The organism is Kribbella sp. NPDC043289 (assembly GCF_056436705.1).
Window position 1 is genome coordinate 376,182 of the sequence record NZ_JBWKCB010000007.1, and the last position, 24,095, is coordinate 400,276.

Here is a 24,095-nt window from a genome sequence, read left to right on the forward strand (position 1 = left end):
CGATGACGCAGCGTGTGATCAAGCCCCTGGGCCGTGGATTCCTGTTCCTCGACTCGCATCCGGCCGGCTGCGCCCGCGTCGTCCGCGACATGGCCGAGCAGGTCAAGTCCCGTACGCCGGAACGCCGCACGGCCCTCGTGGTCGGCTCCAGCTCGGGCTACGGCCTCGCCGCGACGATCGCGGGCCTGGCCCGGTACGGCGTCGACGGCATCGGCATCTCGTTCGAGAAGGCCGCGACGGCCCGCCGTACGGCGACCGCCGGCTGGTACCGCGCTGCGGAGACCGCCGCGCTCGCCGCCGAGCTCGGGCGGTCGTGGACGTTCGTGAACGCCGACGCGTTCGCGGACACCACGAAGGACGACGTCCTCGATCTGATCGCCGAGCAGCTCGGCGGGATCGACCACCTGATCTACAGCGTCGCCGCGCCGCGCCGCGTCGACCCGCGCGACGGCGCGACGTACCAGTCGGCGTTGAAGTCGATCGGTGCTCCGCACACCACGAAGAGCCTCGCGTTCGAGGACGGTGTGCCGGTGCTGCAGGAGGTCGGGATCGACGTCGCGACCGACGACGAGATCGCGCAGACCGTGAAGGTGATGGGCGGCGAGGACTGGGCCCGGTGGATCACCGCGCTGCAGGAACGCGACCTGCTCAAGCCCGGTTTCAACACGGTCGCGCTGACCTACATCGGCTCGGAGCTGACCGGTCCGCTGTACCGGCAGGGCTCGATCGGCGCTGCCAAGGCGGATCTCGAGCAGACCGCGCTGAATCTCGCGAAGGACGGCGTGACCGCGATGACCTCGGTCAACGGTGCCGCCGTCACCCAGGCGTCGTCCGCGATCCCCGGCATCGGGCTCTACGTCAGCCTGCTGCACAAGGTGACCGGCCTGCAGACCCCGGTCGAGCAGTCGATCGCGCTGTGGGACCAGCTCACCGGTGAGGCCCCGCTCGACCTCGACGACGAGGGCCGGATCCGCCTCGACCGCTGGGAGCTGACGGACGACGTCCAGTCCGCCGTCCGCACCCAGTGGGAGTCGGCGACCCAGGACAACATCGCCGAGGTCGCGGACGCGGCCTGGTTCCTCGCCGAGGTACGCCGGCTCTACGGCTTCGACGTACCGGGTGTGGACTACGCGGCCGAGACCGAGGTCGACGTGGAGTGGCCTACAACGGCTTGAACGAGACCAGTTCGAGGACCAGTTCGGCGGCTTCGTCGGAGGCGTCGAGGTCGACCGTGGCGGTGAGGCGCCAGTCGTGGTTGCCTTCGGGGTCGTCGATGATCTGCTGGACCTCCCAGTAGCCCGGGTGCTCCTCGACCAGGAACAGTGCGGGACCACGGGCGGCCGGACCGGTCCCGACCACGTCGTGTTCGGCGTAGTACGCCGTACCGGCCTCGGCCCAGCGGGCGGCGTCCCAGCCGGACTCGCCGTCGAGCTGACCGAGCTCGGCCCAGCGGTGCAGCGCGAGCAGCTCGACCCGGCGGAACATCGCGTTCCGGACCAGGACGCGGAACGCCCTGGTGTTCAAGGTGATCCGGCGCGGACCTGCCGGCACGACCTCGACGGTCTCCTCGGTGGCCGGGTTGGTGAGCTCCTCCCACTCGTCGAGCAGGCTGGAGTCCGTCTGCCGCACGACCTCACCGAGCCACTCGATCAGGTCCTCGAGATCCTCGTTCGCCTTGTCCGGCGGGACCGTCTGCCGCAGCGCCTTGTACGCGTCGCTGAGGTACCGCAGCACGATGCCTTCGGAGCGCGCGAGTCCGTAGTACCCGATGAACTCGCCGAACGTCATCGCCCGCTCGAACATGTCCCGGACGACGGCCTTCGGTGACAGGCCGGCGTCCGCGATCCACGGGTGCGTCTGCCGGTACATCTCGAAGGTTGCCTCCAGCAACTCCTCGAGCGGCTTCGGCCAGCTGACGTCCTCGAGCAGCTCCATCCGCTCCTCGTACTCGATCCCCTCGGCCTTCATCGCGTTCACGGCCTCGCCCTTGGCGTGGTGCTCCTGCGCCCAGAGCACCGCGCGCGGGTCCTCCAGCGTCGCCTCGATGATCGAGACCACGTCCAGCGCGTACGCCGGGTCGTTCGGGTCGAGCAGGTCGAGCGCGGCCAGCGCGAACGTCGACAGCGGCTGGTTCAGGCTGAAGTCCTTCTGCAGATCGACCGTCAGGCGCAGGATCCGGCCGTTCTCGTCCGGTGCGTCGAGCCGCTCGACGACGCCGGCGGTGACGAGTGTGCGGTAGATCTGGATCGCGCGGCGGATCAGCCGGACCTGCGCCCGGGAGTCCTCGTGGTTGTCGCGGAGCAGCTGCCGCATGCTCTCGAAGGCGTTGCCGTCGCGGGCGATGACGTTGAGCAGCATCGCGTGGCTGACCCGCATCCGGGACTGCAGCGCCTCGGGCTCGGCCGCGACCAAGCGGTCGAAGGTCTCCTCGCCCCAGGTGACGAACCCTTCCGGCGGCTTCTTCCGCTGCACCTTGCGCTGCTTCTTCGGGTCGTCACCGGCCTTGGCCAGGGCCTTCACGTTCTCGACGACGTGGTCCGGCGCCTGGACGACGACGGTGCCCGACGTGTCGTACCCGGCGCGGCCCGCGCGACCGGCGATCTGGTGGAACTCCCGAGCCTTCAGGATCCGCTGGCGGCGTCCGTCGTACTTGCTCAACGCGGTCAGGACGACGGTGCGGATCGGGACGTTGATGCCGACGCCGAGGGTGTCGGTGCCGCAGATGACCTTGAGCAGACCGGCCTGCGCGAGCTGTTCGACGAGCCGCCGGTACTTCGGGAGCATGCCGGCGTGGTGGACGCCGATCCCGTGCAGCACCAATCGCTGCAGGGTGCGCCCGAACCCCTTGCTGAACCGGAAGTGGCCGATCAGCTCCTTGATCTTCTCCTTCTCCTCCTTCGAGGAGACGTTGATGCTCATCAGCGCCTGGGCCCGCTCGAGCGCGGCGGCCTGGGTGAAGTGCACGACGTACACCGGGGCCTGGTGGGTGGTGAGCAGTTCCTCAAGGGTCTCGTGCAGCGCGGTGGTGACGTACTTGTAGATCAGCGGGACCGGGCGTTCGCCGGACGCGACGATCGCGGTCGGGCGGCCCGTGCGGCGGGACAGGTCGATCTTGAACCGCTCGACGTCGCCGAGGGTCGCGGACATCAGGATGAACTGCGCCTTCGGGAGCTCCAGGAGCGGGACCTGCCAGGCCCAGCCGCGGTCCGGCTCGGAGTAGAAGTGGAACTCGTCCATCACCACCTGACCGACGTCGGCGGCGTCCCCTTCGCGCAGGGCGACGTTGGCGAGGACTTCCGCCGTACAGCAGATGATCGGGGCGCTCGCGTTGACGGAGGCGTCACCGGTCAGCATCCCGACCTTGTCGGCGCCGAACACGTCACACAGCGCGAAGAACTTCTCCGAGACCAGGGCCTTGATCGGCGCGGTGTAGAACGTCCGCTGCCCGTTCGCCAGCGCCGCGAAGTGCGCGCCGGTCGCCACCAGGCTCTTGCCCGACCCGGTCGGCGTCGACAGGATCACGTTCGACCCCGTCATCACCTCGATCAACGCCTCTTCCTGAGCCGGGTACAGCGAGATCCCCTGCTCCCCCACCCACCTCTGGAAGGCGTCGAACAGGTCGTCAGGCTCAGTGGTCCCGGAAAGTCCGTCAGTCAGCGTCATCGCGGTCCATTGTCCCCGAACAGACAATCCACCACCCCCGCCGGGTCCTGCGACGCGGGCCAGTCGCTCACCTGGCCGTCCCCGAGCTCGACCACCCGCCAGGCTCCGTCGGCCCGCCTGACCACGTCAACCGTCACGAACGGCAACCCGAGACCGCGCACGACCGCTTCCAGCTCAGCGATCTCGAGTCCGTCCGGCAGCTCGTCCGGCGTGTCCGGGTGCGGCGTGACCAGCGCGCACCGCCCATCGACCCACCAGGTCCGCGCCTCGGCCCCCTCGAACTCCTCGAACCGGCGCAGCACGAATCCGCCGGCGAACGCGTCCTCCCGCAACTCCCGGAACCGCCGGGCGACCCGCTCGACTCCGCTGCCGTCGGCGACGTCCGGAACGTAGGCGGCCTCGTGCCAGTAGTGCTTCATCGACTTCACGTAGTCCCGCAGCACGGCCGGCCCACGGCCCAACTGCCCAGCCGCGTGCACCAGCTCGTCGACGTCGTCACCCGCGGTCCAAACCGAATCCGGGGTCAGCCCCCGCAGCGTGTCGTACCAACCGGGCAGCTCGTGCGCCGCGCGGTAGTCGGCCGCCGACGTTCGCAGCGTGACCCCGCGCGCGGCGAGCGCGGCCGCGAATCCGTCGTACTCCGTTGCCGTCATCATCCAGCCGCGGTACACGGCATCGTCCGACGCCGGCACGCCCGCGACCGCGGCGGCCGGGTCGGCCAACGCGTCGTGGTCGATCCGGGCGACCGGAACGCCGTACTCGCGCGCCGCGCCGGCCTGGGCGGCGAAGTGCGGGTCGACGCGGCGCGGGTTCAGGGGGTCGGCGGGGACGAGGAGCATGGGCCGATCGTCGCACTACCGGCAGGTCGACAGTACGTATACGGCCACTGCGCGGGGATCGGGACGGGCGTCAGGCGTGGGAGTGGCGGCGGTGGGCGTACACGTCCTGTCGAGCTGCCGATCGACCGTTCGGCTCGGGGAATGGGCCGTTCGTCGCGTGATCTAGTGCAAACGATTGCACGCATGGCTATTCGGGGGTGACTTGATGGGCATGATGACTTCTTCTTGGCGCCGGGTCGGCGCGAGTTTGTTGGTGGTGGCGGTGGGCGCGGGCGGTCTGGTGGACTCCGCGGCTTCGTCAGGACCGTCCGAGACCGGGTCGCGACTGGTGACGACCTGGGGTGCGGCGGACGACATCGCCGGCGGGACGCTGAACGACGTGACCGTGCGGAACGTCGTGCGGACCTCCGTCGGCGGGAAGGATCTGCGGATCCGGATCTCCAACGCCAACGGCGACCAGCCGCTGGTGTCGGACTCGGTGTACGTCGGCCGGCAGGACTCCGGCGCGAGCGTGGTCGCGGGGTCGAGCCGGCAGCTGACGTTCAGCGGCAGTACGACGGTGACGATCCCGCCCGGCGCGATGGCGATCAGCGATCCACTCCCCGGGACCGTCCCGGCCACCACGAGCCTGACGGTGAGCCTGCACGTCGTCGGCACCACCGGCATCATCACCGCCCACAACCGCTCCATGCAGCACAGCTACAAGTCCACTTCCGGCGATCACGCCGACGACGAGACGAGTACGGCGTACCAAACCGAGTCCTCGGCCTGGTACTTCGTCAACGCCGCGATCGTCGACGCACCACAACAGGTGGAGACGGTCGCCACCCTCGGCGACTCGATCACGTCCTCGGTCGGTACGGCGATCGACACGAACCGCCGCTGGCCGGACGTCCTCGCCGACCGGTACGCGAAACTGCCCGAGCCGCGCCGGCTGGCGATCTCCAACGAGGGGATCTCGGGCAACCGTGTCCTCGGCGGCGTCGCGAAGGCCGGGAGCGCGGGCGCGAGTGCGCTCGCCCGGCTGGACAAGGACGTGCTGACGAAGCCCGGCGTACGGACGGTGCTCGTGCTGGAAGGGATCAACGACATCTACGCCGGCGCCACCACGGAGCAACTGCTCGCCGGCTACCGCCAGCTGATCGAGCGGGTGCACGCGTCCGGGCGGTGCATCGTCGGCGGGACGCTGACGCCGATGGGCAGCTCGTTCGTCTACACGCCTGAGAAGGAGGCGATCCGCCAGGCGGTCAACACCTTCATCCGCACCAGCCCTGACTTCGACGGTGTGGTCGACTTCGACGCGGCGACCCGCGATCCCGCCGACCCGTCGCGCCTCGCCGCGGCGTACGACGGTGGGGACGGTCTGCACCCCAACGACGCCGGCAACGCGGCGATGGGTGCCGCGCCTGACCTCGATACCCTCCGCTGCAACTAGTACTGCGAGTAATGCTGACCGCGCGCACCGCCCCGAGAGGCGGTGCACGCGGTCACTTCACTTCCTGCCTTGGACCGACAGCGCCTGTTCCAGCTCGCCCCGGATGGCGTCGCCACCGGACTTCCGCCAGTCGGCCACCGCCTCGTCCCAGGAGTTGATGTCCTTGCGGCCGAGCTGGATGTCCTTGGTCAGGGCATCCATCCGGGTGTCGAGGATCTTGCCCTTGGTGGACTGCGTCGACGAGTACAGGCCGTACGTCGGCGGCAGGATCGCGGTCGGGAGAACCTCCTTGAGGTGCTTGTGGGCCATGTCCACTGCCTCGGGGTGACCGGGGAAGTAGAGCGGGTACGGACCGTCGGCGAGGTACTGGATCGGGAACTCACCCAGGCACACCTCGCTGCCGCCGTCCTTCGTCAGCTGCGGATCGGTCCCGTTCAGCGTGTAGTGCCGGCCGGGCAGACCGAACTTGCGGAACAGGTACTCCTCGGTGCCGAACGGCGCGGCGAACCAGTTCAGCACCCCGAGCAACGTCTTGATCCGGTCCGGCGAGCTCGGCCGGATCGCCGCGATCGAGTTGTTCGGCGACCCGAGCAGCACCCGCCCGACCTTGCCGTCCTGACCGCGCGGCACCGGGATCGTGATGCTGAACTCCTTGTTCGTCGCTCGCCGGTAGAAGCTCTGGATCGACGAGTACGTGTCCTGCGTCAGGACCGCGGAGCCCTGGGTGAACCAGACCTTCTGGTTGGCCTTCGCGATGCCGTCCGGATGGATCAGGCCCTGCGCCTGCATCTGCTTGGTGATCGACAGCATCTGCTTGTGCTCCGGGACCTCCCGGCTGTGGACGAGGCGCCCGTCGCGGACCTCCCAGCCGTTCGGCAGCCCGAGCATCGCGCTCAGCGCCGCCGCCGGCGGGACGGCGAACGCCCACCGGTTCTTCTTCCCGTCGGTGACCGCCGCGGCCACCTTCATCAGCTCGTCGACGTTCGCCGTCTCGAGTTCGACGCCGAGCTGATCGAGCAGGTCCTGCCGGGCCAGCAGCGTGTTCGACGACATCACGCCACGCTGGATCGGCACCGCCCGGATACCGCCGGAGAACACACAGCCCCGCCACGAGTCCGCCGGCGCGTTCGCCAGGAACGGGTAGTCGAGGATCGCGTCGCCGGACAGGTACTCCGTCAGGTCCTGCGCCCGCGCCTCGAGGAACTGCGGCAGGTACGCGAACCCACCGTCGACGTTGAACAGATCGCCCAGCGTGTCACCCGCGACCGCGGTGGCGAACTTGTTCGAGTAGTCGGCCGCCGAGGTGATGTTGAGCTCGAGCGGCGCGCCGAGCCGCTTGTTCAGCTCCTGCCAGTACGGGTTGCGGTCCGCCGTCGGCGGGATCGGGTTCGACGTCGGCGCCGAGCCCGTGACCGCGACGCCGTTGCCCGGTGGCCCGTCGGTCACCTTCGTCGGATCCGCCGGGAACTTGTAGAAGCAGTCCGGCATCAACGGATGGCTCCGCGGCAGGTCCGGCTTCGGTCCCTCGAACCTCTTGTACGTCGGCAACGCGACCGGCTTGTTCAGCGCCGCGATGTCGTCGGAGCGGGTCACCGTGGAGCACCCGCTGAGACCACCGGCCGTCGCCATCGCGGCGATCGATCCGCCGAGGAGTCTTCTTCTGCTGATCGTCATGTCGTTACCCCTTCACCGCGCCGGTCATCATGCCCTTGGCGAAGTGCCGCTGCAGGAACGGATAGACGATCAGGATCGGTACCAGCGACACGACCAGGATCGCCATCTGAATCGACTCCTGCGGCGGCAGCTGATCCGCCCCGGCACCACCGAGGTCACCACTGCTCAGCTCGGTGTTGTTGATGACGTACGTCCGCAGGACCAGCTGCAACGGCCACTTCGCGGTGTCGTTGATGTAGAGCATCGCGTTGAAGAACGCGTTCCAGTACCCGACCGCGTAGAACAACCCGACGACCGCGAGCACCGCCTTGGACAACGGCAGCACGACCGACCAGAAGATCCGGAAGTCGCCGGCCCCGTCGATCCGGGCCGAGTCCAGGACCGAGTCCGGGATACTCATGAAGAACGACCGCAGCACGATCACGTTGAAGCCGCTGATCGCCGTCGGCAGGATCAGCGCCAGCAACGAGTCGAGCAGCCCGAACTCCTTCACCACCAGGTAGTTCGGGATCAGGCCCGGGCTGAACAGCAGGCTGAACAACACGATCAGCAGGATCGGCCGCTGCCCGAACGAGCCGGACCGGCTGAGCGCGTACGCCAGCATCGTGGACCCGGCCAGGCTGATCAGCGTGCCGCCGGCGGCGATCACGACACTGATCACCAGCGCCCGCTGCACCACACCACCGTTGAAGATGGACTTGTACGCGTCCAGGTTGAACGCGTCCGGCCAGAGCACGAACCCACCGGAGTTCGTGACGTGCTCCTGACTCGCGATGCTGGTCGAGATCACCCCGATGAACGGGATGATGACGATCGCGCAACACACCAGCAGTACGACACCCTTCAACGCCCGCGACGGCATCCCAGGAGCGTCGTCGATGCCTTTCTGCACACTCATATTCGTCGTCATTTCTGGTACACCCCAGACTCACCGAAGATGTGTGCGACCTTGTTGGCGCCGATCACCAGGGCGACGCCGAACAGACCCTTGACCAACCCAACGGCCGCTGAGACTCCCCATTGGCCTGCTAGTACGCCGTTGTTGTAGACGTACGTGTCGAGTACTTCACTGGCTGGTCTGCCGACCAGGTTCTGCTGCAGGATGATCTGCTCGAAACCGACGGTCAGCGAGTCGCCGAGCCGCAGGATCAGCAGCAGGATGATCAGGCTGCGGATGCCGGGCACCGTGACGTGCCACAGCTGCCGCCACCGCGAGGCACCGTCGACGCGCGCGGCCTCGTACAGCCCCGGATCGATCTGCGTCAGCGCGGCCAGGAACAGGATCGTCCCCCACCCGGTGTCCTTCCAGATCACCTGGCTGGTGAGCAGCGCGATGAACCCGTCCGGGTTTCCGAGGAAGTCGATGGTGTTCATCCCGTGCGAGCGCAGGAAGTTGTTGATCAGTCCGCTGCCGCCGAGGATCTGCTGGAAGATCGCGATCACGATCACCCAGGACAGGAAGTGCGGCAGGTACAGCACCGACTGCACGACCCGCTTGATCCGCTCCGACAGCAGGCTGTTGAGCAGCAGCGCGAGCGCGATCGGCGCCGGGAACACGAAGATCACCTGGACGATGGTGATCAGCAGCGTGTTCTTCAGCGCGTTGAGGAACTCGGCATCACCGTTGAAGATGACCGAGAAGTTGTCCAGCCCGACCCACGCGCTGCGGCCGAGCGGCACGAACGGCAGGTACTCCTGGAACGCGATCAGGTTCCCGAGCAGCGGCAGGTAGTGGAACACCAGCAGCAGCACCAGCCCGGGCAGGGCCATCAGCAGCAGCACCTTGTCCCGGCGGGCGCGCGCCCACCAGGACAGCGGCTTCCCTCCCGAACGCCGGCCGGACCTACTGTCCGTAGCCGAACCCGGTGGACCGGATCCCGGCTGGGCGGTGTCTTCCTCCGATGTGGACCGGCCGGTCCGGAGACCGGAAATTGCCTCTGTTCGAGCCACGCGAGACTCCCATGATGGTTGCCGACGCCCTCCAAGGGAGAGCGCTTTCCGTTCCCCTTTGTTCGATATTGTCGCGTCTTGGGGGGTCGCGCAGCTCCGCGCGGTGCGTCTCGCGGGAATCGGCAGTGTCTTCCGGAAGTTCGACTGGTTTGAACCGGTTCGACAGGAAATCGACAGGTTCGGCGGTTCAGCCCCGGTGGTGCCAGCGGGGCTCTGCAGCACCCTGTTGGGCCAGATGTTCGAGATGCGCCCGGGCCATCCGGACGGTCTGCAGGTTCACGCCGCCGTAGGCGCCGAGGTCGGTGCCGATAGCATCGGCCAGGTCACGGACAGTCAGCGAACCTTTCGCTCGCAACAGGTCCGCGGTCAGGGTGTTCACGTCGTCGACCCAGGCGAGGCTCTCCTCGATCTGCCGGCGCCCGGCGGTCGCGTCCAGGGCGTCGCCGTGCGACGGGACGAGCGCGTCGAAGTCCAACTCGAGGAGCCGGCGCAATCCGTTGGTATACCGCACGACGTCGGTGTACAGCGGCGCGAGCCAGACCGAGCTGTCGAGGTACGGCCGTCCCCGCCCCTGTACGTCGTCGAAAGTGAAAAGTGTTCGCGAAGGTTCGTCGAGCACAGCGATGTGCCCCGGGCTGTGGCCGCTCGTCGTGATCACCTGCAGACCTCGCTCGCCGGGCAGCCGATCCCCGTCGCGCAGCAGGACGTCGATGCGGACCCGGTCGTCGAGCATCTCGAGCAACTCGGAGCGCTCGGCCTCGGTCAGATCCAGCGCGTCCGGGTCCGAACCCCACAGCTCGGCCAGCAACCGCTCGTTGTCCTCGAGCCACCCGGCCTCCAACGCCGGCGCCGCGAACCGCGCCCCACTGTGCTTCTGCAGTACGGCGTTCCCGCCCATGTGATCGGGATGCGCGTGACTGTTCACGACCAACGTCAGATCCGACAGCCCGAGTCCGAGCGCCGCCAGCTCCGGTGCCGTCGTGGACTCCGGGGTCGACGCGATCCCCGCGTCCAGCAGCACCAGTTCGGATCCCGCGTCGATCACATGCAGCCAGAGCGGCAGCCCGCACACGTGCGGATAGTCCGTCGCGAGCTGATGGATCCCGGGAGCGATCTCGGTCGCCATATCGTCACCGTCCCTCGAAGTTTCCGGTACGCCGTTCCGCGAACGCCGCCCGTCCCTCGGTCGCGTCCCGGGTGCCCAGGGCAACTGCCTGCAGCTCGCGCTCGTACTGGATCGCCGCCTCCAGCCCCATCGACCAGGCCGCCCGCAGGTTCGCCTTGGCGGCGGCGGCCGCGACCGGCGGCCGGGCGGCGATCCGGTGTGCGAGTTCGGTTGCGACGGGCAACAACTCGTCGGCGGCCACGATCTTGCTCACCAGCCCGATCCGCAGCGCCTCGACGGCATCGATCGGGTCACCGGTCAGCAGCATCGTCGCCGCGTCACTGGCCGGCACCGAGGCCGCGAGCAGCGCCGTCACTCCCCCACCGCCGATCCAGCCGAGCTTGATCTCTGCCGCCGCGAAACTCGCTGTCGACGAGGCCAGCCGGATGTCGCACGACAATGCCAGCTCCAGCCCGCCGCCGTACGCGTAACCGTTGACCGCGGCGATCACCGGAGTGCGCAGCGAGCGCAGGGCGTCGCAATAGTCGCGGCGGTTCCGGAAGTGCCACGGGCCGTCGTACCGGTCGAGTTCGCTGATGTCGCTGCCGACCGAGAACGCGCGCTCGCCGGCCCCGGTCACCACGACCGCACGGATCGACGGGTCCTCGTCGATGCGCGGGATCAGCTCGAGCAGTTCGGTGCTCATCGACCGGGTGGCCGCGTTCAGTTTCGCGGGACGGTCGAGGGTCAGCAGGCCGACGTACCCGTCGGTCTCGAAGCGGATCCGGCCGTCATCCATCGCGCACCTTCCGGTAGTCGTCCTCGATCCGGTCCACCGCGGCGGCCGGATCGTCGTCGTTGTCCAGCAACTCGCGCACCCGCTCGGACAGCTCGTCCTGGAACCCGATCCACCCGTCGAACCGCGGCCGGACGTACGACGCCCGTACCGTTTCGAGCGTCGCGGAGTAGTGCCCGTTCCAGGCCGCGTCGACCGCCGGCGACTCCCAGACCGCCGTGGTCGCGGACTGCCCACCGACCGCGGACACCAGATCCAGCTGCGTCCGTACGTCGAGCAGGCCGCGCGCGTACTTTGTGACCGCGAGAACCTTCGAGTAGGCCCGCGGCGTCACGGCCAGCCCGGTCCCACCGAGTGTGCCGTTGCCCACCGAGTCTCCAGCGAACAGCCGAGGCGCGGCAGACCACGCCAAGGCGGCCCGGTCAGCGGTCGGCTGACCGTAGTAGGCGTAGCTGTAGACCAGCGGGCAGCACACGAGGTCGCCCGTACCCATCAGCTCGTGGATGCCGATCGGGTCGAGCTCGGCGAACGCCTGCTCACTCCGCGACCAGACAGCACGCAGCAACTCCAGCGCTCCCACAGCACGCTTCTGGTCGAGGAGGTGCTCGCCAGAGCGGTCTCCTGCCATACCCAGCAACATCAGACCGGCATGCGGCCCAGCGATGCAGAGCACTACACCGGACTGCTCCAGCACGTCGGACCAGGACGCTGGCGGCTTAGCCAACCGGTCCGGCCGGTAGAGGCACGTCTGCGTCGCAGCGTCGAGTGGGAGCGCCCACCCGTGCCCCTCCAGCCGATAGCTGTCCCACGTCGGCGGCACTGCCCGCGACTGCCACGTCGCCAGGTCGTCCGCCGAGAAGACGTCCTCGACCGGCAGCAGTGCCCCGGCCTCGATCGCCGCACCGAGCCCCGGGTGGTCGATGACGAGCAGGTCGTAGCGACTGGCCAACTCCTCCAGCGGAGTGGACTCGAAGCCCGACAGCGGCTGCCGGTCCCACTGCACCTCGACACCTGGGTACGAGAAGTCGGCCAGCGGTCGATAGCCCCGCGGGTGGTCCCAGGTGAGGCCGTGTAAGAGCACCGTCACGGCGATACCACCGAGCCCTGGTCGAACAGGGCCTGTCGCTTCGCCGGCGACAGTCCGAGCTCGGCCAGCAGCTCATCGGTGTGCTCACCGACCAGCGGCGCCGGTCGGTCGACTTCGGCCGGCGTCCGGCTGAAGCGGTACGGGAACCCAGGCGTTGTCACCGTGCCTTCTGTCGGGTGCTCGTAGGTCACGAACGACTCGTTGTGCATCACCTGCGGATCAGTGCGCAGATCGTCGTACGACAGCACCGGACCGCACCAGACGCCGCGCTCACGCAGCTTCAGCAGCCAGTGCTCCGTTGTCTCGCGCAGCAGGGCCGTCGACACCGCAGCGGCGATCTCGTCGCGGCGGGCGAACCCGTCCCGCTCCGCGTCCAGACCGGCGAGCTGTGGAGCGTCCAGCACCTCAGCCAGCACCGGCAGGTTGGCGAACGCCAGCGAGATGTACCCATCCGCCGTCGTGAAGATCCCGTACGGCGCTCTGATGTAGCTGTGCGCGTGGACCTCCTCGGACCGTGTCTGGGGCACTCCACCGACGGTGTGCACCGACAGCTCCTGCATCTGCAAAGCAATCACAGCGTCCAGCATGTTCACCTGGACCAGCTGACCTTCACCAGTCCGCTCACGGTGCAGCAGCGCGGCCAGCACTCCTTCGAACGCGCTGTACGCCGTGACCGCGTCGGCCAGGAAGTACGGCGCAGCGACCGGCGGCTCGTCCGGTCGACCGGAGCTGAACAGCGCACCGCTCATGGCCTGCACCAGCAGGTCCTGTCCGGGCCAATCGGAGTACGGACCGCTCTCGCCGTACCCGGAGATGGAGACGTAGACCAGCGACGGCTTCAGCGCGCGCAGGGTCTCGTAGTCGACGCCCAGCCGGGCAGCCACGCCAGGCCGGTAGTTCTGCAGGAACACGTCGGCAGTGCGGACCAGCTCGTACAGGAGCTCGCGGCCCTCGTCGGACTTGAGGTCCACGGCCAGACTGCGCTTGTTGCGGTTCAGCGACAGGAACGACGCGTTGACCTCGTTCCCGGCTGCACCGCCCGCGGACGTGTGCCGCTGCCACTCACCCGACACCGGCTCGACCTTGACCACGTCGGCGCCGAGGTCGCCGAGCCGCATAGCGGCCAGCGGCCCGGCCATCGCCACGGACAGGTCCAGGACCCGGTATCCACCCAGGATCTTCATTGCGCCGTCCATCCCGCGTCGACCGGCAGCACCGCGCCGGTGATGAACGACGCATCGTCACTGGCCAGGAACGCAATCGCCGCGGCGACCTCCTCCGGACGGCCGATCCGGCCGAGCGCGTGGTGCCGGTCGACCATCGCCTGCATCGCGCCCGGATCGTCCGCGCCGCCGACCTTGCCGTTGCGGATCAGTGGCGTGTCGATCAGCCCGGGCGCCACGCAGTTCGCCCGGACGCCGGCCCGGCCGTGGTCCAGCGCCATCGCGCGGGTCAGGTTCTCCACACCGGCCTTCGCCGCGCAGTACGCCGATCTGTTCCGCTCCCCGACCGTGCCGATCGCCGACGAGATCGTCACGATCGCGCCACCGCCCTGCTCGAAGAAGCGCGGCAGCACGGCCCGGCACGAGTTGTAGACGCCGGTCAGGTCGACGTCCAGAATCGTCCGCCACTCGTCGGGTGACGTGTTCGGCACGGTGTCGCAGACGTCCACACCGGCCGCACTGACCAGCACGTCGACACGTTCCAGCGACGCGACGACCTCCAGCGTCCGGTCCAGGTCGGTGACGTCCAGCTCGTAGGCCGTGCCGCCGACCTCCGCCGCGACCTTCTCGGCCGCGGCGAAGGAGCGGTCACAGACCACTACGGTGCCGCCCTCGGCGGCGAAACGGCGGGCGCCGGCCGCGCCGATCCCGGAGCCGCCTCCGGTGATCAGCGCGACCTTGCCCGAGAACCTCTCGGTATCCATAGAACTCTCAGAACTCTCAGGGCTTCTCGTAGGGGAAGGACGGCAGTACGCCGATCTGGTCGTACTGCATCGCGGAATCGTCGAACCCGGCTTCCCAGCTGACGTTCGCGAAGGTGTCGCACGGTCCCGCGGACGGCCCGTGGTACGGGTCGCTCTCGGTGTTCGACACCTTGATGTTCGAGAACGCGAACCCGCAGCCGCCGAAGTCCATGTGCACGCCGTACGGCTTCGCGTCCGGCATCGACGGGTCGGCGTTCGCGTCGTCGATGATCATCTGCGACACCTGCGCGTCCGGCGTGTACGGCGGCTGGTTGCGGACGCCGTACGCGTAGAACGGACCGGTGTCACCGCTGTCCTGCGCCAGGTGGGACAGCCGCACGTGATGCACGGTGTTGCCACCGGTGTAGTTGTCCGCGTTCGGGATCTCCGGACGGGACTCGATGCTGATGCCGTACCGCGCGCCGTGTTCGACGACGGTGTGACTGACCTCGTTGCCGCCGCTGTTCATGATCTCGACGCCGGCCGAGTCACCGGGCACCAGTTCGCCGATGTGGTGGATGTAGTTGTTGGTGAACGTGTTGCCATGGGCAACGTCGCCTTCACCCGGATACCCGCCCTCGACCTTGATGCCGTCGTTGCCGATGTGCTCGAGCAGACTGTCCGAGACCGTGGTCTTCTCGTTCGCGAACAACAGCTCGATCGCGGTGAACCCGGTCTGCTGGATGTGCAGTCCGGTCAGCTTCACCCCGCGGGTGTTGGTCAGGGTGATCGCACCCCACTGGTTCCGCGGCATCTCGATCTGGGTGTCGTACTTCGGGTACTTGTGCTTGACCCCGGAGTCACCCGTGCCGTTCCAGCCGTACCGGTACCAGTCCATGAAGTCGGTGTGCTGGATGGTCAGGCCGTCGAGCGTCAGGTTCTCCACCCGCCGGTTCACGGACGCGCCCTCGATCGAGAACACCTGCGTCTGCGTCGGCCGGTAGACCTTCACACCGTCCATGGTGCCGCCGGCCGGCTTGTAGTACAGCGTCTTCGCCGGGTAGTCCAGGTAGTACTCACCGGCCTGGTCGAGCAGGCTCAGCGAGTTCTGGACGTAGTAGCGGGAGCCGCCACCGGAGTTGATGAAGCCGTATCGCGCCGGGTAGACCAGCGTGGTCCGCTTCTTGGTGAAGTTGATGTCGAGCATCGGGATCGTGTCGGTGAACCACGACCACGAGCCGCCCGACCAGACGGTCACCTGCGCGGGCCAGTTCGTCCCGAGCCGCAGGTCCCACGACGGGTCGATGTCACCCGTGTTGAACCCGAGCTGGTCGTGCACCGCTTCCTTGGTCGAGTCGAACAGGATCGACTTCAGGTACGGCGCCCACTTCTCGTCCGACTCCCGGTTCGGGTACCGGGCGGTGGTGGCGCGCTTGCCTTCGGCGTACAGGCTGTAGAAGGGCTGGCTGACGTCGACCGGCGCCTTGAAGATTCCGTCCTTGTACGGCGTCCAGCCGCTGACCTCCCGCCCCGCCTCGAAGACGGCTTTGCCCGGCCCGTCCACGCTCCGGTACGTCACGTTGGAGTCGCGGTCGTCGAAGGTGATCGTGTTGTCGACCTGGTAGGTGCCGGCCTTCAGGTTCACCACCGCCGTACAGCCGGCGTGGCCGCGCATCCGCAGGGTGTCGCGGGCGTGCTCGACCGTCTTCCAGGGCTTCTTCTCCGTGCCCGGACTCTGGTCGTTGCCGTCCGGTGCGACCCACAGCGCGTCACACCGGGTGGCCTCGTTCTTCGGGCCGGCTCCGAGGGCCGTGCCCGCACCTACTATTGCCAGCGTGACTCCGATGACCACTCCGCCAAGGAGCCTCATCCGCGTCACCGCCCCTTGACGTCGTACGGGAACGTGGGCAGCACGCCGATCTTGTCGTACTCCATCTTCGAGGTGTCGAAGCCGGCCTCCCAGTCCACGTTGCTGACCGTGTTGCACTTGTAGGCCTGGTACTTCTGGTCGGTCACCTTGCCGACCTGCACGTTGCTAATCGCGAACCCACAGCCGCCGGCGTCCATGTGCACGCCGCGGGTACCACCCGCGTCTGGCATCGACGGGTCCGGGATGACGTCACCGATCACCATCTGATCGACGGTGTTCTGGATCGGGTGTGGCTCCTGGTTGTCGACGCCGTAGGTGTAGAACGCACCCATGTCGCCGGAGTCCAGGCCCATCTCCTCGAGCTTGATGTACTTGAACGTGTTGCCGCTCTCGTACTGGTCCGGGTCCTGCACCTCCGGCCGCGACTCGAGGCTGATGCCGTAGCGGGCGCTGTGCTTGACCTCGACGTTCGTCACCGTGTTGCTGCCGGTGTCCATCAGCTCGATGCCGGCCGCGTCACCCGGGACCAGCTCACCGATGTGGTCGATGAACAGGTTCGAGAACGTGTGGTGGTTGGTCAGGTCGCCTTCCCCCGGCCAGCCGCCCTCGACCTTGATGCCGTCGTTGCCGATGTTCTCCAGCAGGCTGTCGGTGATCCTGGTGTGGTCGTTCGCGTACAGCATGAAGACGCCGGTGTATCCGGTGTCGGAGATGTGCATCCGGCTGAGGTCGATGCGGCTGGTGTTGGTCAGCGTGATCGCACCGAACTGGTCGCGGGGCAGCTCGATCTGCCGGTCGTACTCCGGGTACTTGTGCTCGACGCCCGAGTCGCCCGGCGCGTTCCAGCCGACGCGGTACCAGCTGACGAAGTCGGAGTACTGCACTCCGAGCCCGTCGAACGTGACGTCGTGGAGCCGGTCCTGTGGCGACTTGCCGGCCAGGTTCAGCACGGTCTTCACCGTCGGCCGCATCACCTTGACACCGTCCATGGTGCCCGCGCGCGGCTTGTAGTAGACCTCACCGCCCTTGAAGTCGACGTAGTACTCACCCGGCTGGTCCAGGAAGCTCAGTGAGTTCTGGAAGTAGTAGCGCGAACCGCCGCGGCTGTTGACCATCGCGAAACGCGTGAAGTACTTCAGGGTGGTTTGGGTCTTCTTGAAGTTGGTGTCCAGCAGCGGAATGGTGTCGGTGAACCACGACCACGAGCCACCGGACCAGATCGTCACCGACGCCTGGCTCATGTCCCAGGTGGGGTCCCAGTCGCCCGGCTTGCCCCACAGCCAGTTGTGGACGTCCATCTTGTCCTCTTGGTAGAGGATCGACGTCAGGTACGGCGCCCAGGTGTCGTCGGTGGCCCGGTTCGGGTAACGGGCGTTGGTGGCGCGCTTGCCGTCCTCGAACAGCGTGTAGAACGGCTTGGTCTTGTCGAAGCTCGTCTTGTAGATGCCGTCCTTGTACGGCGTCCACCCGGTGAGCTCCTCGGCGCCCTCGAGATTCGCCTTCCCGGGGCCGTCGACGCTGCGGTAGATGACCCGGTGGCCGTTCTGCCCGGAGTCCTGCTGGTCGAAGTCGATACTCGACGTGACCGGGTACTCGCCGGCCTTCAGGTTGACCGTGATGTCGCAGTTCATCCGGTCGTTGAGGTGCTTGTTCCGGATCTCGTCGCGAGCCCGGGTGACCGTCTTCCACGCTTGGTCTTCGGTGGTGCCCTTGGCGGCGTCGTCACCGTTCGGCGCGACCCAGAAGGTCTTGCAGTCGACGGCACCTGCGGGCTGGGCGTTCATCTGGACGGCCGCTACCGTCACCAGGGCAGCAGCGACCACCCCGGCGACGGCGCTGAGCGCCGTCCGCCTGGTTCTTTTGGACATGTGGGCGGGGTCCTCTCAGAGGGTCAGTGGTTCCCGTTCTCGGATCGCCAGCGCTCGTACTCGAGACGGGTCTTCTCGGTCAGGGGGTAGTAGTCACGCAGTGGGGCGCCCTCGTCGATGCGGCGCCGGCTGAACTTCTCCCAGGCGTCGTGCTCGGCCGCCGCGTCGACGACGGACTGCGCACGCTGCCGGGGGACGACGACGGCTCCGTCGTCGTCGGCGAGCACCAGGTCACCGGGCAGCGTCAGGACGCCGCCGACCGCCACCGGGACGTTGTACGCCCACGGGAACAGTTCGGACTGGGACGCGTAGTGCGGGGTGGCGCCGGTCGACCAGATCGGTACGTCGAGCTCGGACACCCGGGGTACGTCGCGGATCCGGCCGTCGACGACGATGCCGGCCCCGCCACGGAGCTTGAAGTAGCGGACCAGCATGTCGCCGAAGCAGCCGGTGGTGTGGCTGCCGTAGGCCTGGACCACCAGGACGTCGCCGGGCTGGATCTCGTCGAGCACGGCCCACAGCGCCGTACTGCGCTCGATGTACTCCTGGGTCTGCCCGTCGGCGATGTCCTCACGCTGCGGCATGAACTGCAGGGTCAGCGCGCGGCCGACCACCTTCTTGCCGGGGAACATGCTGGTCGGACCGTCGACGAAGGTCCGGCGGATGCCCTGGTTGTGCAACCGGGCGCAGGCGGTGGCCGACCCGATCTCGGACAGCCGCTCGACCAGTCCGGGATCCGATGCGGGCGGGTTCTCGCCGCGCACCGGCAGGTCCCAGACCGGCGTCACCGGGGCTTGTTCCGTGCTGCTCATATGTCTCCTCAGTCAAGCGCCAGATGGCGGGCGCGATAGGTGTCTCTGGTCAGCCGCAGGTCCAGCCGGATGGTCCGGCCGGGCGGCATCGTCACTTCGAGTCTGTTGCTGTCGACAACCACCGTCCGGGTCCCCGGCGTCGGCGGGACCGAGGTGTACGCCGGTGACGGGCCGGGGTACTCCCCTGTCGCAGTGGAGATCGTGGCCTCGTCGATGCGGTCCGTGCCGAAGCTGCCGGCCTGGACGATCACGCGGCGGGTCTGGGTAGCGGACAGGTTGACCAGCTGCAGTCCTGTCCGGTCCGGCTCCACCGTGTCGACCAGTGCGGCGACGTCAGGTGGCAGTCCGGGGCGGCCGCGGTCCGCGTCGAGGTACAGGACGCGCATCGGCAGCAGACCGCCGTTGTAGAGCAGCTGCGGCGTACCGGTGGTCAGCTGGAGCAGGGCCTCGGTGGCGACCGGGTTGTGTCGCTGCCAGTGGTGGATGTTCATCTCGGCCGGGTCGACGGTGTCGACGGCCATCAGGTCCATCCGCCGCTGCACCTGCGACAGGGCAACGCCCAGCATCTCCTCCGGGTAGCTGGGGTTGTCCCCGGCCAGGTAGGCGAGCCAGGGCGCCTCGTGGCCGGCGTCCTCCTTGTTGCGGAAGTCGCGGACCGTACGCCAGTCGTAGCCGCTGCGCTCCCGCAGCTTCGTCAACCGGTCCCGGTCTCCCGACTCGAACGCGGCCTGCCACAACCACATCGGCAGTCCGAGCTGCGGGGGCTGGTAGTCGAACCAGCCCTCGTCGTTGTGCCGGTTCGGGATCAGCAGCGTCGGGTTGGCACAGTCCTCGCCGAGCTCAGCTTCCCAACGGTCCCGGATGCTCAGCTCCGTCTCGTCGACGGCACCGCTGATCCCCCGCTCGTACAGGTGGTCCAGCAACTGCCGAGCGAAGTCCAGCCGCTTCGAGTCACCAGTCAGTACGACGCCGTTCAGCGCGGCGACGCAGGCGGCCGAGCCGACGCTGTAGACACCGTGCGGCCAGTTCCAGCCGTAGTTGCCGCCGTACCAGCGTCCGTCGTGCAGCTCGCCGACGATGCCGTTCGGGCCGACGTTGTCCGGCAGCAGGCCGTCGTTCGCCTTGGCCCGCTCCTCCCACGCGTCCAGGTACTCCAGCGTCCACGCGGCGAACCGGTCGCTGTGGTCGTAGAGCCAGGCGTTCGCGGTCAGAGTGGTCGCCGCGAGGTTGACTGCGGTGTCACCAGCACCGAGTCGGCGGATCATCTCCGCACCCATCAGCCGCGCGTTCGCCGGATCCTTCAGGTCGTCCCAGGCGTTGATCCCCGGTACGCCGGCCAGCGGCAGACCGAACAGCGACATCTTGGCCTGGTTGGCGCCGAACGTGTGCCACTCGTCGTTGGTGCCCCAGCGTGGACCACCGGCGCCGTTGTGCGGGGCGCGGATGATCCGGTGCACCGGATCGTAGTTGCCGGCCGGCGACTCCGGCAGGTACAGCTCCGCGAACCGGTACGCGCGCTCGCGGAACACCTCGTCGGTCGGGTCGGCCGCGCACAGCGAGTAGAAGAAGATCATCGACTCGCCGATGTGGAACCAGTCGTAGCCGCGCTCGAACTCGTCGACCAGGAAGCCCATCTCGGTGAGCTGTCGCGTCACGCCTTCCCAGTGCCACTTCGACACGTCGATCAGGTCGTCCGCGCCACCGAGCTGGTAGAGCACCGGCCAGTTCACGAACGCCTCGTAGAAGTCGTCCGCGCCGTCGCGGCTCTGCATCGGACCGGCGTACCGCAGGCTGCCGTCCGGGAGGCAGTAGCGCTCGCGGAACAGCCACCAGCCCTCGTCCATCACGTCGAACAGGCGGCGTTGCATGATCGCCCACGCGGGCGGCGTACCGACCGGGGTCTGGGCAATGATCGGCTCTTGGCTCATCCCTTGGTCGCCCCCGCGGTCAGGCCGCTGATCACGTGCTTCTGGAGCAGCACGAAGAGCACCAGCAACGGAGCCACCGCGAGCAGCAGCGTCGGGAAGACCACCGTGTAGTCGGTGGAGTACTGGCTCACCGCGGCGTACACGCCGGTGGTGACCGTGTAGAGACCGCTGCCCGGGCCGAGGATGATCTGCGGGTTCACGAAGTCGTTCCAGACCGAGAACGTGTTCAGGATGACCATCGTCACCACGGCCGGCTTCATCAGCGGGAACACGATCGACCAGAACACCCGGTGCTTACCGGCCCCGTCGACCGCGGCCGCCTCGTCCAGGCTGGCCGGGATCGTCATGATGTACCCGGCGTACAGGAAGATCGAGAACGGCAGCGTCAGCGTGGTCTCGAACAGCACGAACCCGGGGATCGTGCCCATCAGGCCGAGGAACTTCAGCGTGTAGACGACCGGGATCACCAGCACCTGGCTCGGGATGAACGTTCCGGCCACGAACAGCAGCAGGAGCATCCGGTACCGCTTCTCGCTCCGCCGGGCGATCACGTACGAGACCGGGCCGGCGAGCGCCACGGACAGCACGTTCACCGAGACCACGAACAGGATCGTGACGGCGTACCCCTTGAGGATGTTGAAGTCGGGGTTGGTCGCGGCCTTCTTCAGGTACTCCGTGGTGATCTGGTCCGGTGACAGCGAGAACGGGTGCGCCAGGATGTCCTGCTGCGACTTGAACGCGCTGACGACCAGCAGGTACATCGGCACCAGCATCAGCACGCTGACGACGACCATGAACGCGACGCGCCCCCAGCCCTTGCTGCGTACCGGTTTGAACTGCAACGTGGCCACCCTGGGCATCCGGAGCGCGCTCATGCCTGCACTCCTTGGTCAGCGCGCGCTCGCAGCCGCGCGACGGTCAGAGCGAGTCCGGCGGTGATGACCATCAGTACGACGCTCTGCGCCGAGCCGAAGCCCAGTGCGTTGTTGTGGAACGAGTCCCACAGGATGAGGTACGCCGCGGTCTGCGTGGACCCAGCGGGACCGCCTCCCGTCAGCGACACCACGAGGTCGTACGTCTTCAGCAGCGTCACCAGCGACAGCACCAGGTTCACCGTCACCACAGGAGCCAGTGCGGGAAGCGTGACGTTGAAGAACGTCTGCCGCTTCGACGCCCCGTCAATACGAGCCGCCTCGAGCAGGTCCTTCGACACCGTCTGCAGCCCCGCCAGGTACAGCACCACGTTCACACCGAACCCGGCCCACACCAGTACGGCGATCAGACTCGCCAGCGCCCACTTCGGGTCGGACAGGAACGGCAGGACCGCTGCGCCCTTGGACGTCAGCCAGCCGTTGACGACTCCCGACGTACCCAGGACGGCGCTCCAGAGGAAGCCGACGACCAGTGCGCTCAGCACGTGCGGGTAGAACAGCACGATGCGGAACAGCGAGTTCAGCCGGGACGCACCATTCACCAGCAGGGCGAACCCGAGTCCGAGGAAGCTGAGCAGGACCGTGCCGACGGCGGCGATCAGCAGCGTCACCCAGCCGGCCCGGATGGCCTCGGCGCTGTGCGTCAGGCTGACGTAGTTCTTCAGCCCGACGAACGCCGGATTCGCGCTGTAGCCGTCCCAGTCGGTCAGGCTCAGGTAGAGCGACAGACCGACCGGGACGACCAGCATGACGACGAACAGCACCAGGGCCGGGCCGACCATACTGAGGGTCGTCAGACGGGCTCTCACGATTTCGAGCCCATCCAGCTGTCGATGCGGGTGGCGACGTCCTTGGCACTCTTCCCCGTGTAGAGGCTCTGGACCGCCTTGTTCCACTCACCGTTGAAGCCCTGCGGCAGCGTGTTCGCGCCGTACCCCTCGCCCTGGGCGACACCCTTCGGCGCCTGGTCGAGGATGTCCTGCACCTGCTTGCCGAGCGGCGACAGCTTGTCGGTGTAGCCCTTGCGGAAGTTGCCGTCCTGCGCGAGCTGGCTCTGCACCGCACCCTTGTCGGTGACCAGCCACTGCACCAGCTTCACCGAGAGGTCCCGCTGCTTGGTCGACTTCAGCACCATGTACGGCGCGGCCATCGTGACACCCTGCGGGCCGGGCGACGGCTGACCGGCGGCCGGCGGCGCCGCGAACACGCCGAGGTCGAACTTCGGCTTCGCGTCGTCGGCGGTCCGGACGAACCAGCTGCCCATGATGTACATGCCGGCCTTGCCGGACAGGAAGTTGGTCTGCGCGCCGACGTCCTTCAGACCGAGCGCGTTCTTGTCGACGTACCCGTTCTTGATCCAGGACTGGTAACGCTCCAGCAGGGGCTGCATGGTCTTGCCGACGGTGAGCTCCTTGGACTTGACCTTCTGGTACCAGTCCGGGTGCTCGGTGGCGATCGACGGGTCGCTCAGCTGCAGCAACTGCAGGCCGGTCACGTAGTCACCGGCAGTCTGCAGCGGCAGGTAGCCGGCGGCCTTCAGCTTGCCCATGGCGGCGGTCAGCTCGTCCAGGTCCTTCGGCGGCGCGGTGATACCGGCCTTGGCGAACGCGTCCTTGTTGTAGAACACCAGCGACTGCGCCTGCTGGCCGACACCGACGGTGTAGACCTTGCCGTCCACCGCGGCCTGCTCGGCCAGCGGCGTGTCCTTGGTCCACGCCTCGCCGGTCAGGTCGAGCATCTGCGGGGCCAGCACCTTGTCGGCCATCAGCGTCTCGACGACATCCGGCGCGTTGCCGGCCGCGAGCAGCTGCGGCAACGTGTCCTTCACACCGGAACCGGTCGGCGCCTCGATCTTCACGTCGACACCCGGGTTGGCGTCCTCGAAGGGCTTGACCAGACCTTCCCAGTAACTCTTCGTGAGGTTGGGGGTGATGTTGACGAGCATGCGTACTTCGCCGGTGCTGCCACCAGCAGCGCCCTTGGTGTCGCTGAAGCCACCACCACATCCCGCCGCGCCCACCAGGATCACAACGGAGGTCAGCAGGCCGAGCTTGCGGCGTACCGAACGAGCCATTTCGAGGTCCTCTCACATCGTCCCGGCGTCGGGGGCGGCCGGGCGTCGTTATCGAGTGACGATGCAGAGCGCGGCGCCCAAGTGTCAACGATTACGCGGCAAAGTGGACATTCTGAGTCACAAGTCCGTGCCAGAAGGGGTTGGCAGAACGCTGTG

Annotated in this window: 19 protein-coding genes; 2 read left to right on the forward strand and 17 right to left on the reverse strand. The window is 67.7% G+C overall.

Features of this window, described 5'->3' with window-relative positions; genetic code table 11:
• Window positions 1–2 precede the first annotated feature (2 nt).
• Window positions 3–1,175 carry an enoyl-[acyl-carrier-protein] reductase FabV gene (gene fabV / locus AC0662_RS34925; protein ID WP_478306036.1) on the forward strand — a complete coding sequence of 391 codons (1,173 nt, stop codon included), beginning with the start codon at window positions 3–5 and terminating at the stop codon, window positions 1,173–1,175.
• Here the strand turns inward: fabV and AC0662_RS34930 are convergent.
• A complete protein-coding gene (locus tag AC0662_RS34930; protein ID WP_478306038.1) occupies window positions 1,162–3,663 on the reverse strand; it encodes a DEAD/DEAH box helicase in 2,502 nt (833 codons plus the stop codon). The genes fabV and AC0662_RS34930 overlap by 14 nt on opposite strands.
• Window positions 3,660–4,502 (reverse strand): ATP-grasp domain-containing protein, encoded by an 843-nt coding sequence (locus AC0662_RS34935; protein WP_478306040.1) that lies wholly within the window; start codon window positions 4,500–4,502, stop codon window positions 3,660–3,662. The genes AC0662_RS34930 and AC0662_RS34935 overlap by 4 nt, the downstream gene beginning before the upstream one ends.
• A 211-nt stretch (window positions 4,503–4,713) precedes the next feature.
• On the opposite strand from AC0662_RS34935, the gene AC0662_RS34940 reads away from it, so the two are divergent.
• Window positions 4,714–5,937, forward strand: a complete 1,224-nt coding sequence (locus tag AC0662_RS34940) for an SGNH/GDSL hydrolase family protein (protein ID WP_452200658.1) — start codon at window positions 4,714–4,716, stop codon at window positions 5,935–5,937.
• 57 nt (window positions 5,938–5,994) lie between these two features.
• Here the strand turns inward: AC0662_RS34940 and AC0662_RS34945 are convergent, their stop codons facing one another.
• The 15 genes from AC0662_RS34945 to AC0662_RS35015 form a co-directional block, all read right to left on the reverse strand.
• A complete protein-coding gene (locus AC0662_RS34945) occupies window positions 5,995–7,611 on the reverse strand; it encodes an extracellular solute-binding protein (RefSeq protein WP_452200656.1) in 1,617 nt (538 codons plus the stop codon).
• 4 nt (window positions 7,612–7,615) lie between these two features.
• Window positions 7,616–8,509, reverse strand: a complete 894-nt coding sequence (locus AC0662_RS34950) for a carbohydrate ABC transporter permease (RefSeq protein WP_452200654.1) — start codon at window positions 8,507–8,509, stop codon at window positions 7,616–7,618.
• Between the two features lie 8 nt (window positions 8,510–8,517).
• Window positions 8,518–9,381: an ABC transporter permease gene (locus tag AC0662_RS34955; protein WP_452200653.1), complete on the reverse strand. Its 864-nt coding sequence runs from the start codon at window positions 9,379–9,381 to the stop codon at window positions 8,518–8,520.
• 367 nt (window positions 9,382–9,748) lie between these two features.
• The gene (locus AC0662_RS34960; RefSeq protein ID WP_478306043.1) at window positions 9,749–10,687 is read right to left on the reverse strand and encodes an MBL fold metallo-hydrolase; all 939 of its coding nucleotides are present in this window, start codon (window positions 10,685–10,687) and stop codon (window positions 9,749–9,751) included.
• 4 nt (window positions 10,688–10,691) lie between these two features.
• Window positions 10,692–11,465: an enoyl-CoA hydratase/isomerase family protein gene (locus AC0662_RS34965; RefSeq protein WP_452200649.1), complete on the reverse strand. Its 774-nt coding sequence runs from the start codon at window positions 11,463–11,465 to the stop codon at window positions 10,692–10,694.
• Window positions 11,458–12,549, reverse strand: a complete 1,092-nt coding sequence (locus AC0662_RS34970) for a hypothetical protein (protein WP_478306045.1) — start codon at window positions 12,547–12,549, stop codon at window positions 11,458–11,460. The genes AC0662_RS34965 and AC0662_RS34970 overlap by 8 nt, the downstream gene beginning before the upstream one ends.
• Window positions 12,546–13,733, reverse strand: coding sequence for a CaiB/BaiF CoA transferase family protein (locus AC0662_RS34975; RefSeq protein ID WP_478306047.1), 1,188 nt, complete (start codon window positions 13,731–13,733; stop codon window positions 12,546–12,548). Before AC0662_RS34975 ends, AC0662_RS34970 begins: the two co-directional genes overlap by 4 nt.
• Window positions 13,730–14,476 carry an SDR family NAD(P)-dependent oxidoreductase gene (locus AC0662_RS34980; protein WP_478306049.1) on the reverse strand — a complete coding sequence of 249 codons (747 nt, stop codon included), beginning with the start codon at window positions 14,474–14,476 and terminating at the stop codon, window positions 13,730–13,732. The genes AC0662_RS34975 and AC0662_RS34980 overlap by 4 nt, the downstream gene beginning before the upstream one ends.
• A gap of 16 nt (window positions 14,477–14,492) precedes the next feature.
• Window positions 14,493–16,325, reverse strand: coding sequence for a right-handed parallel beta-helix repeat-containing protein (locus tag AC0662_RS34985; RefSeq protein WP_478306051.1), 1,833 nt, complete (start codon window positions 16,323–16,325; stop codon window positions 14,493–14,495).
• Between the two features lie 5 nt (window positions 16,326–16,330).
• Window positions 16,331–18,193 carry a right-handed parallel beta-helix repeat-containing protein gene (locus tag AC0662_RS34990; RefSeq protein ID WP_478306053.1) on the reverse strand — a complete coding sequence of 621 codons (1,863 nt, stop codon included), beginning with the start codon at window positions 18,191–18,193 and terminating at the stop codon, window positions 16,331–16,333.
• A 23-nt stretch (window positions 18,194–18,216) separates the two neighbouring features.
• On the reverse strand, window positions 18,217–19,005 hold the full coding sequence (locus AC0662_RS34995) for an RraA family protein (protein WP_478306055.1): 789 nt from the start codon (window positions 19,003–19,005) through the stop codon (window positions 18,217–18,219).
• A gap of 8 nt (window positions 19,006–19,013) precedes the next feature.
• Window positions 19,014–20,933 carry a DUF8034 domain-containing protein gene (locus tag AC0662_RS35000; protein WP_478306057.1) on the reverse strand — a complete coding sequence of 640 codons (1,920 nt, stop codon included), beginning with the start codon at window positions 20,931–20,933 and terminating at the stop codon, window positions 19,014–19,016.
• Complete coding sequence (locus AC0662_RS35005; protein ID WP_452200637.1) at window positions 20,930–21,808, reverse strand: carbohydrate ABC transporter permease; 879 nt, start codon at window positions 21,806–21,808, stop codon at window positions 20,930–20,932. The genes AC0662_RS35000 and AC0662_RS35005 overlap by 4 nt, the downstream gene beginning before the upstream one ends.
• A complete protein-coding gene (locus tag AC0662_RS35010) occupies window positions 21,805–22,674 on the reverse strand; it encodes a carbohydrate ABC transporter permease (protein ID WP_478306059.1) in 870 nt (289 codons plus the stop codon). The genes AC0662_RS35005 and AC0662_RS35010 overlap by 4 nt, the downstream gene beginning before the upstream one ends.
• On the reverse strand, window positions 22,671–23,939 hold the full coding sequence (locus AC0662_RS35015) for an ABC transporter substrate-binding protein (RefSeq protein ID WP_478306061.1): 1,269 nt from the start codon (window positions 23,937–23,939) through the stop codon (window positions 22,671–22,673). Before AC0662_RS35015 ends, AC0662_RS35010 begins: the two co-directional genes overlap by 4 nt.
• Window positions 23,940–24,095: the final 156 nt, after the last annotated feature.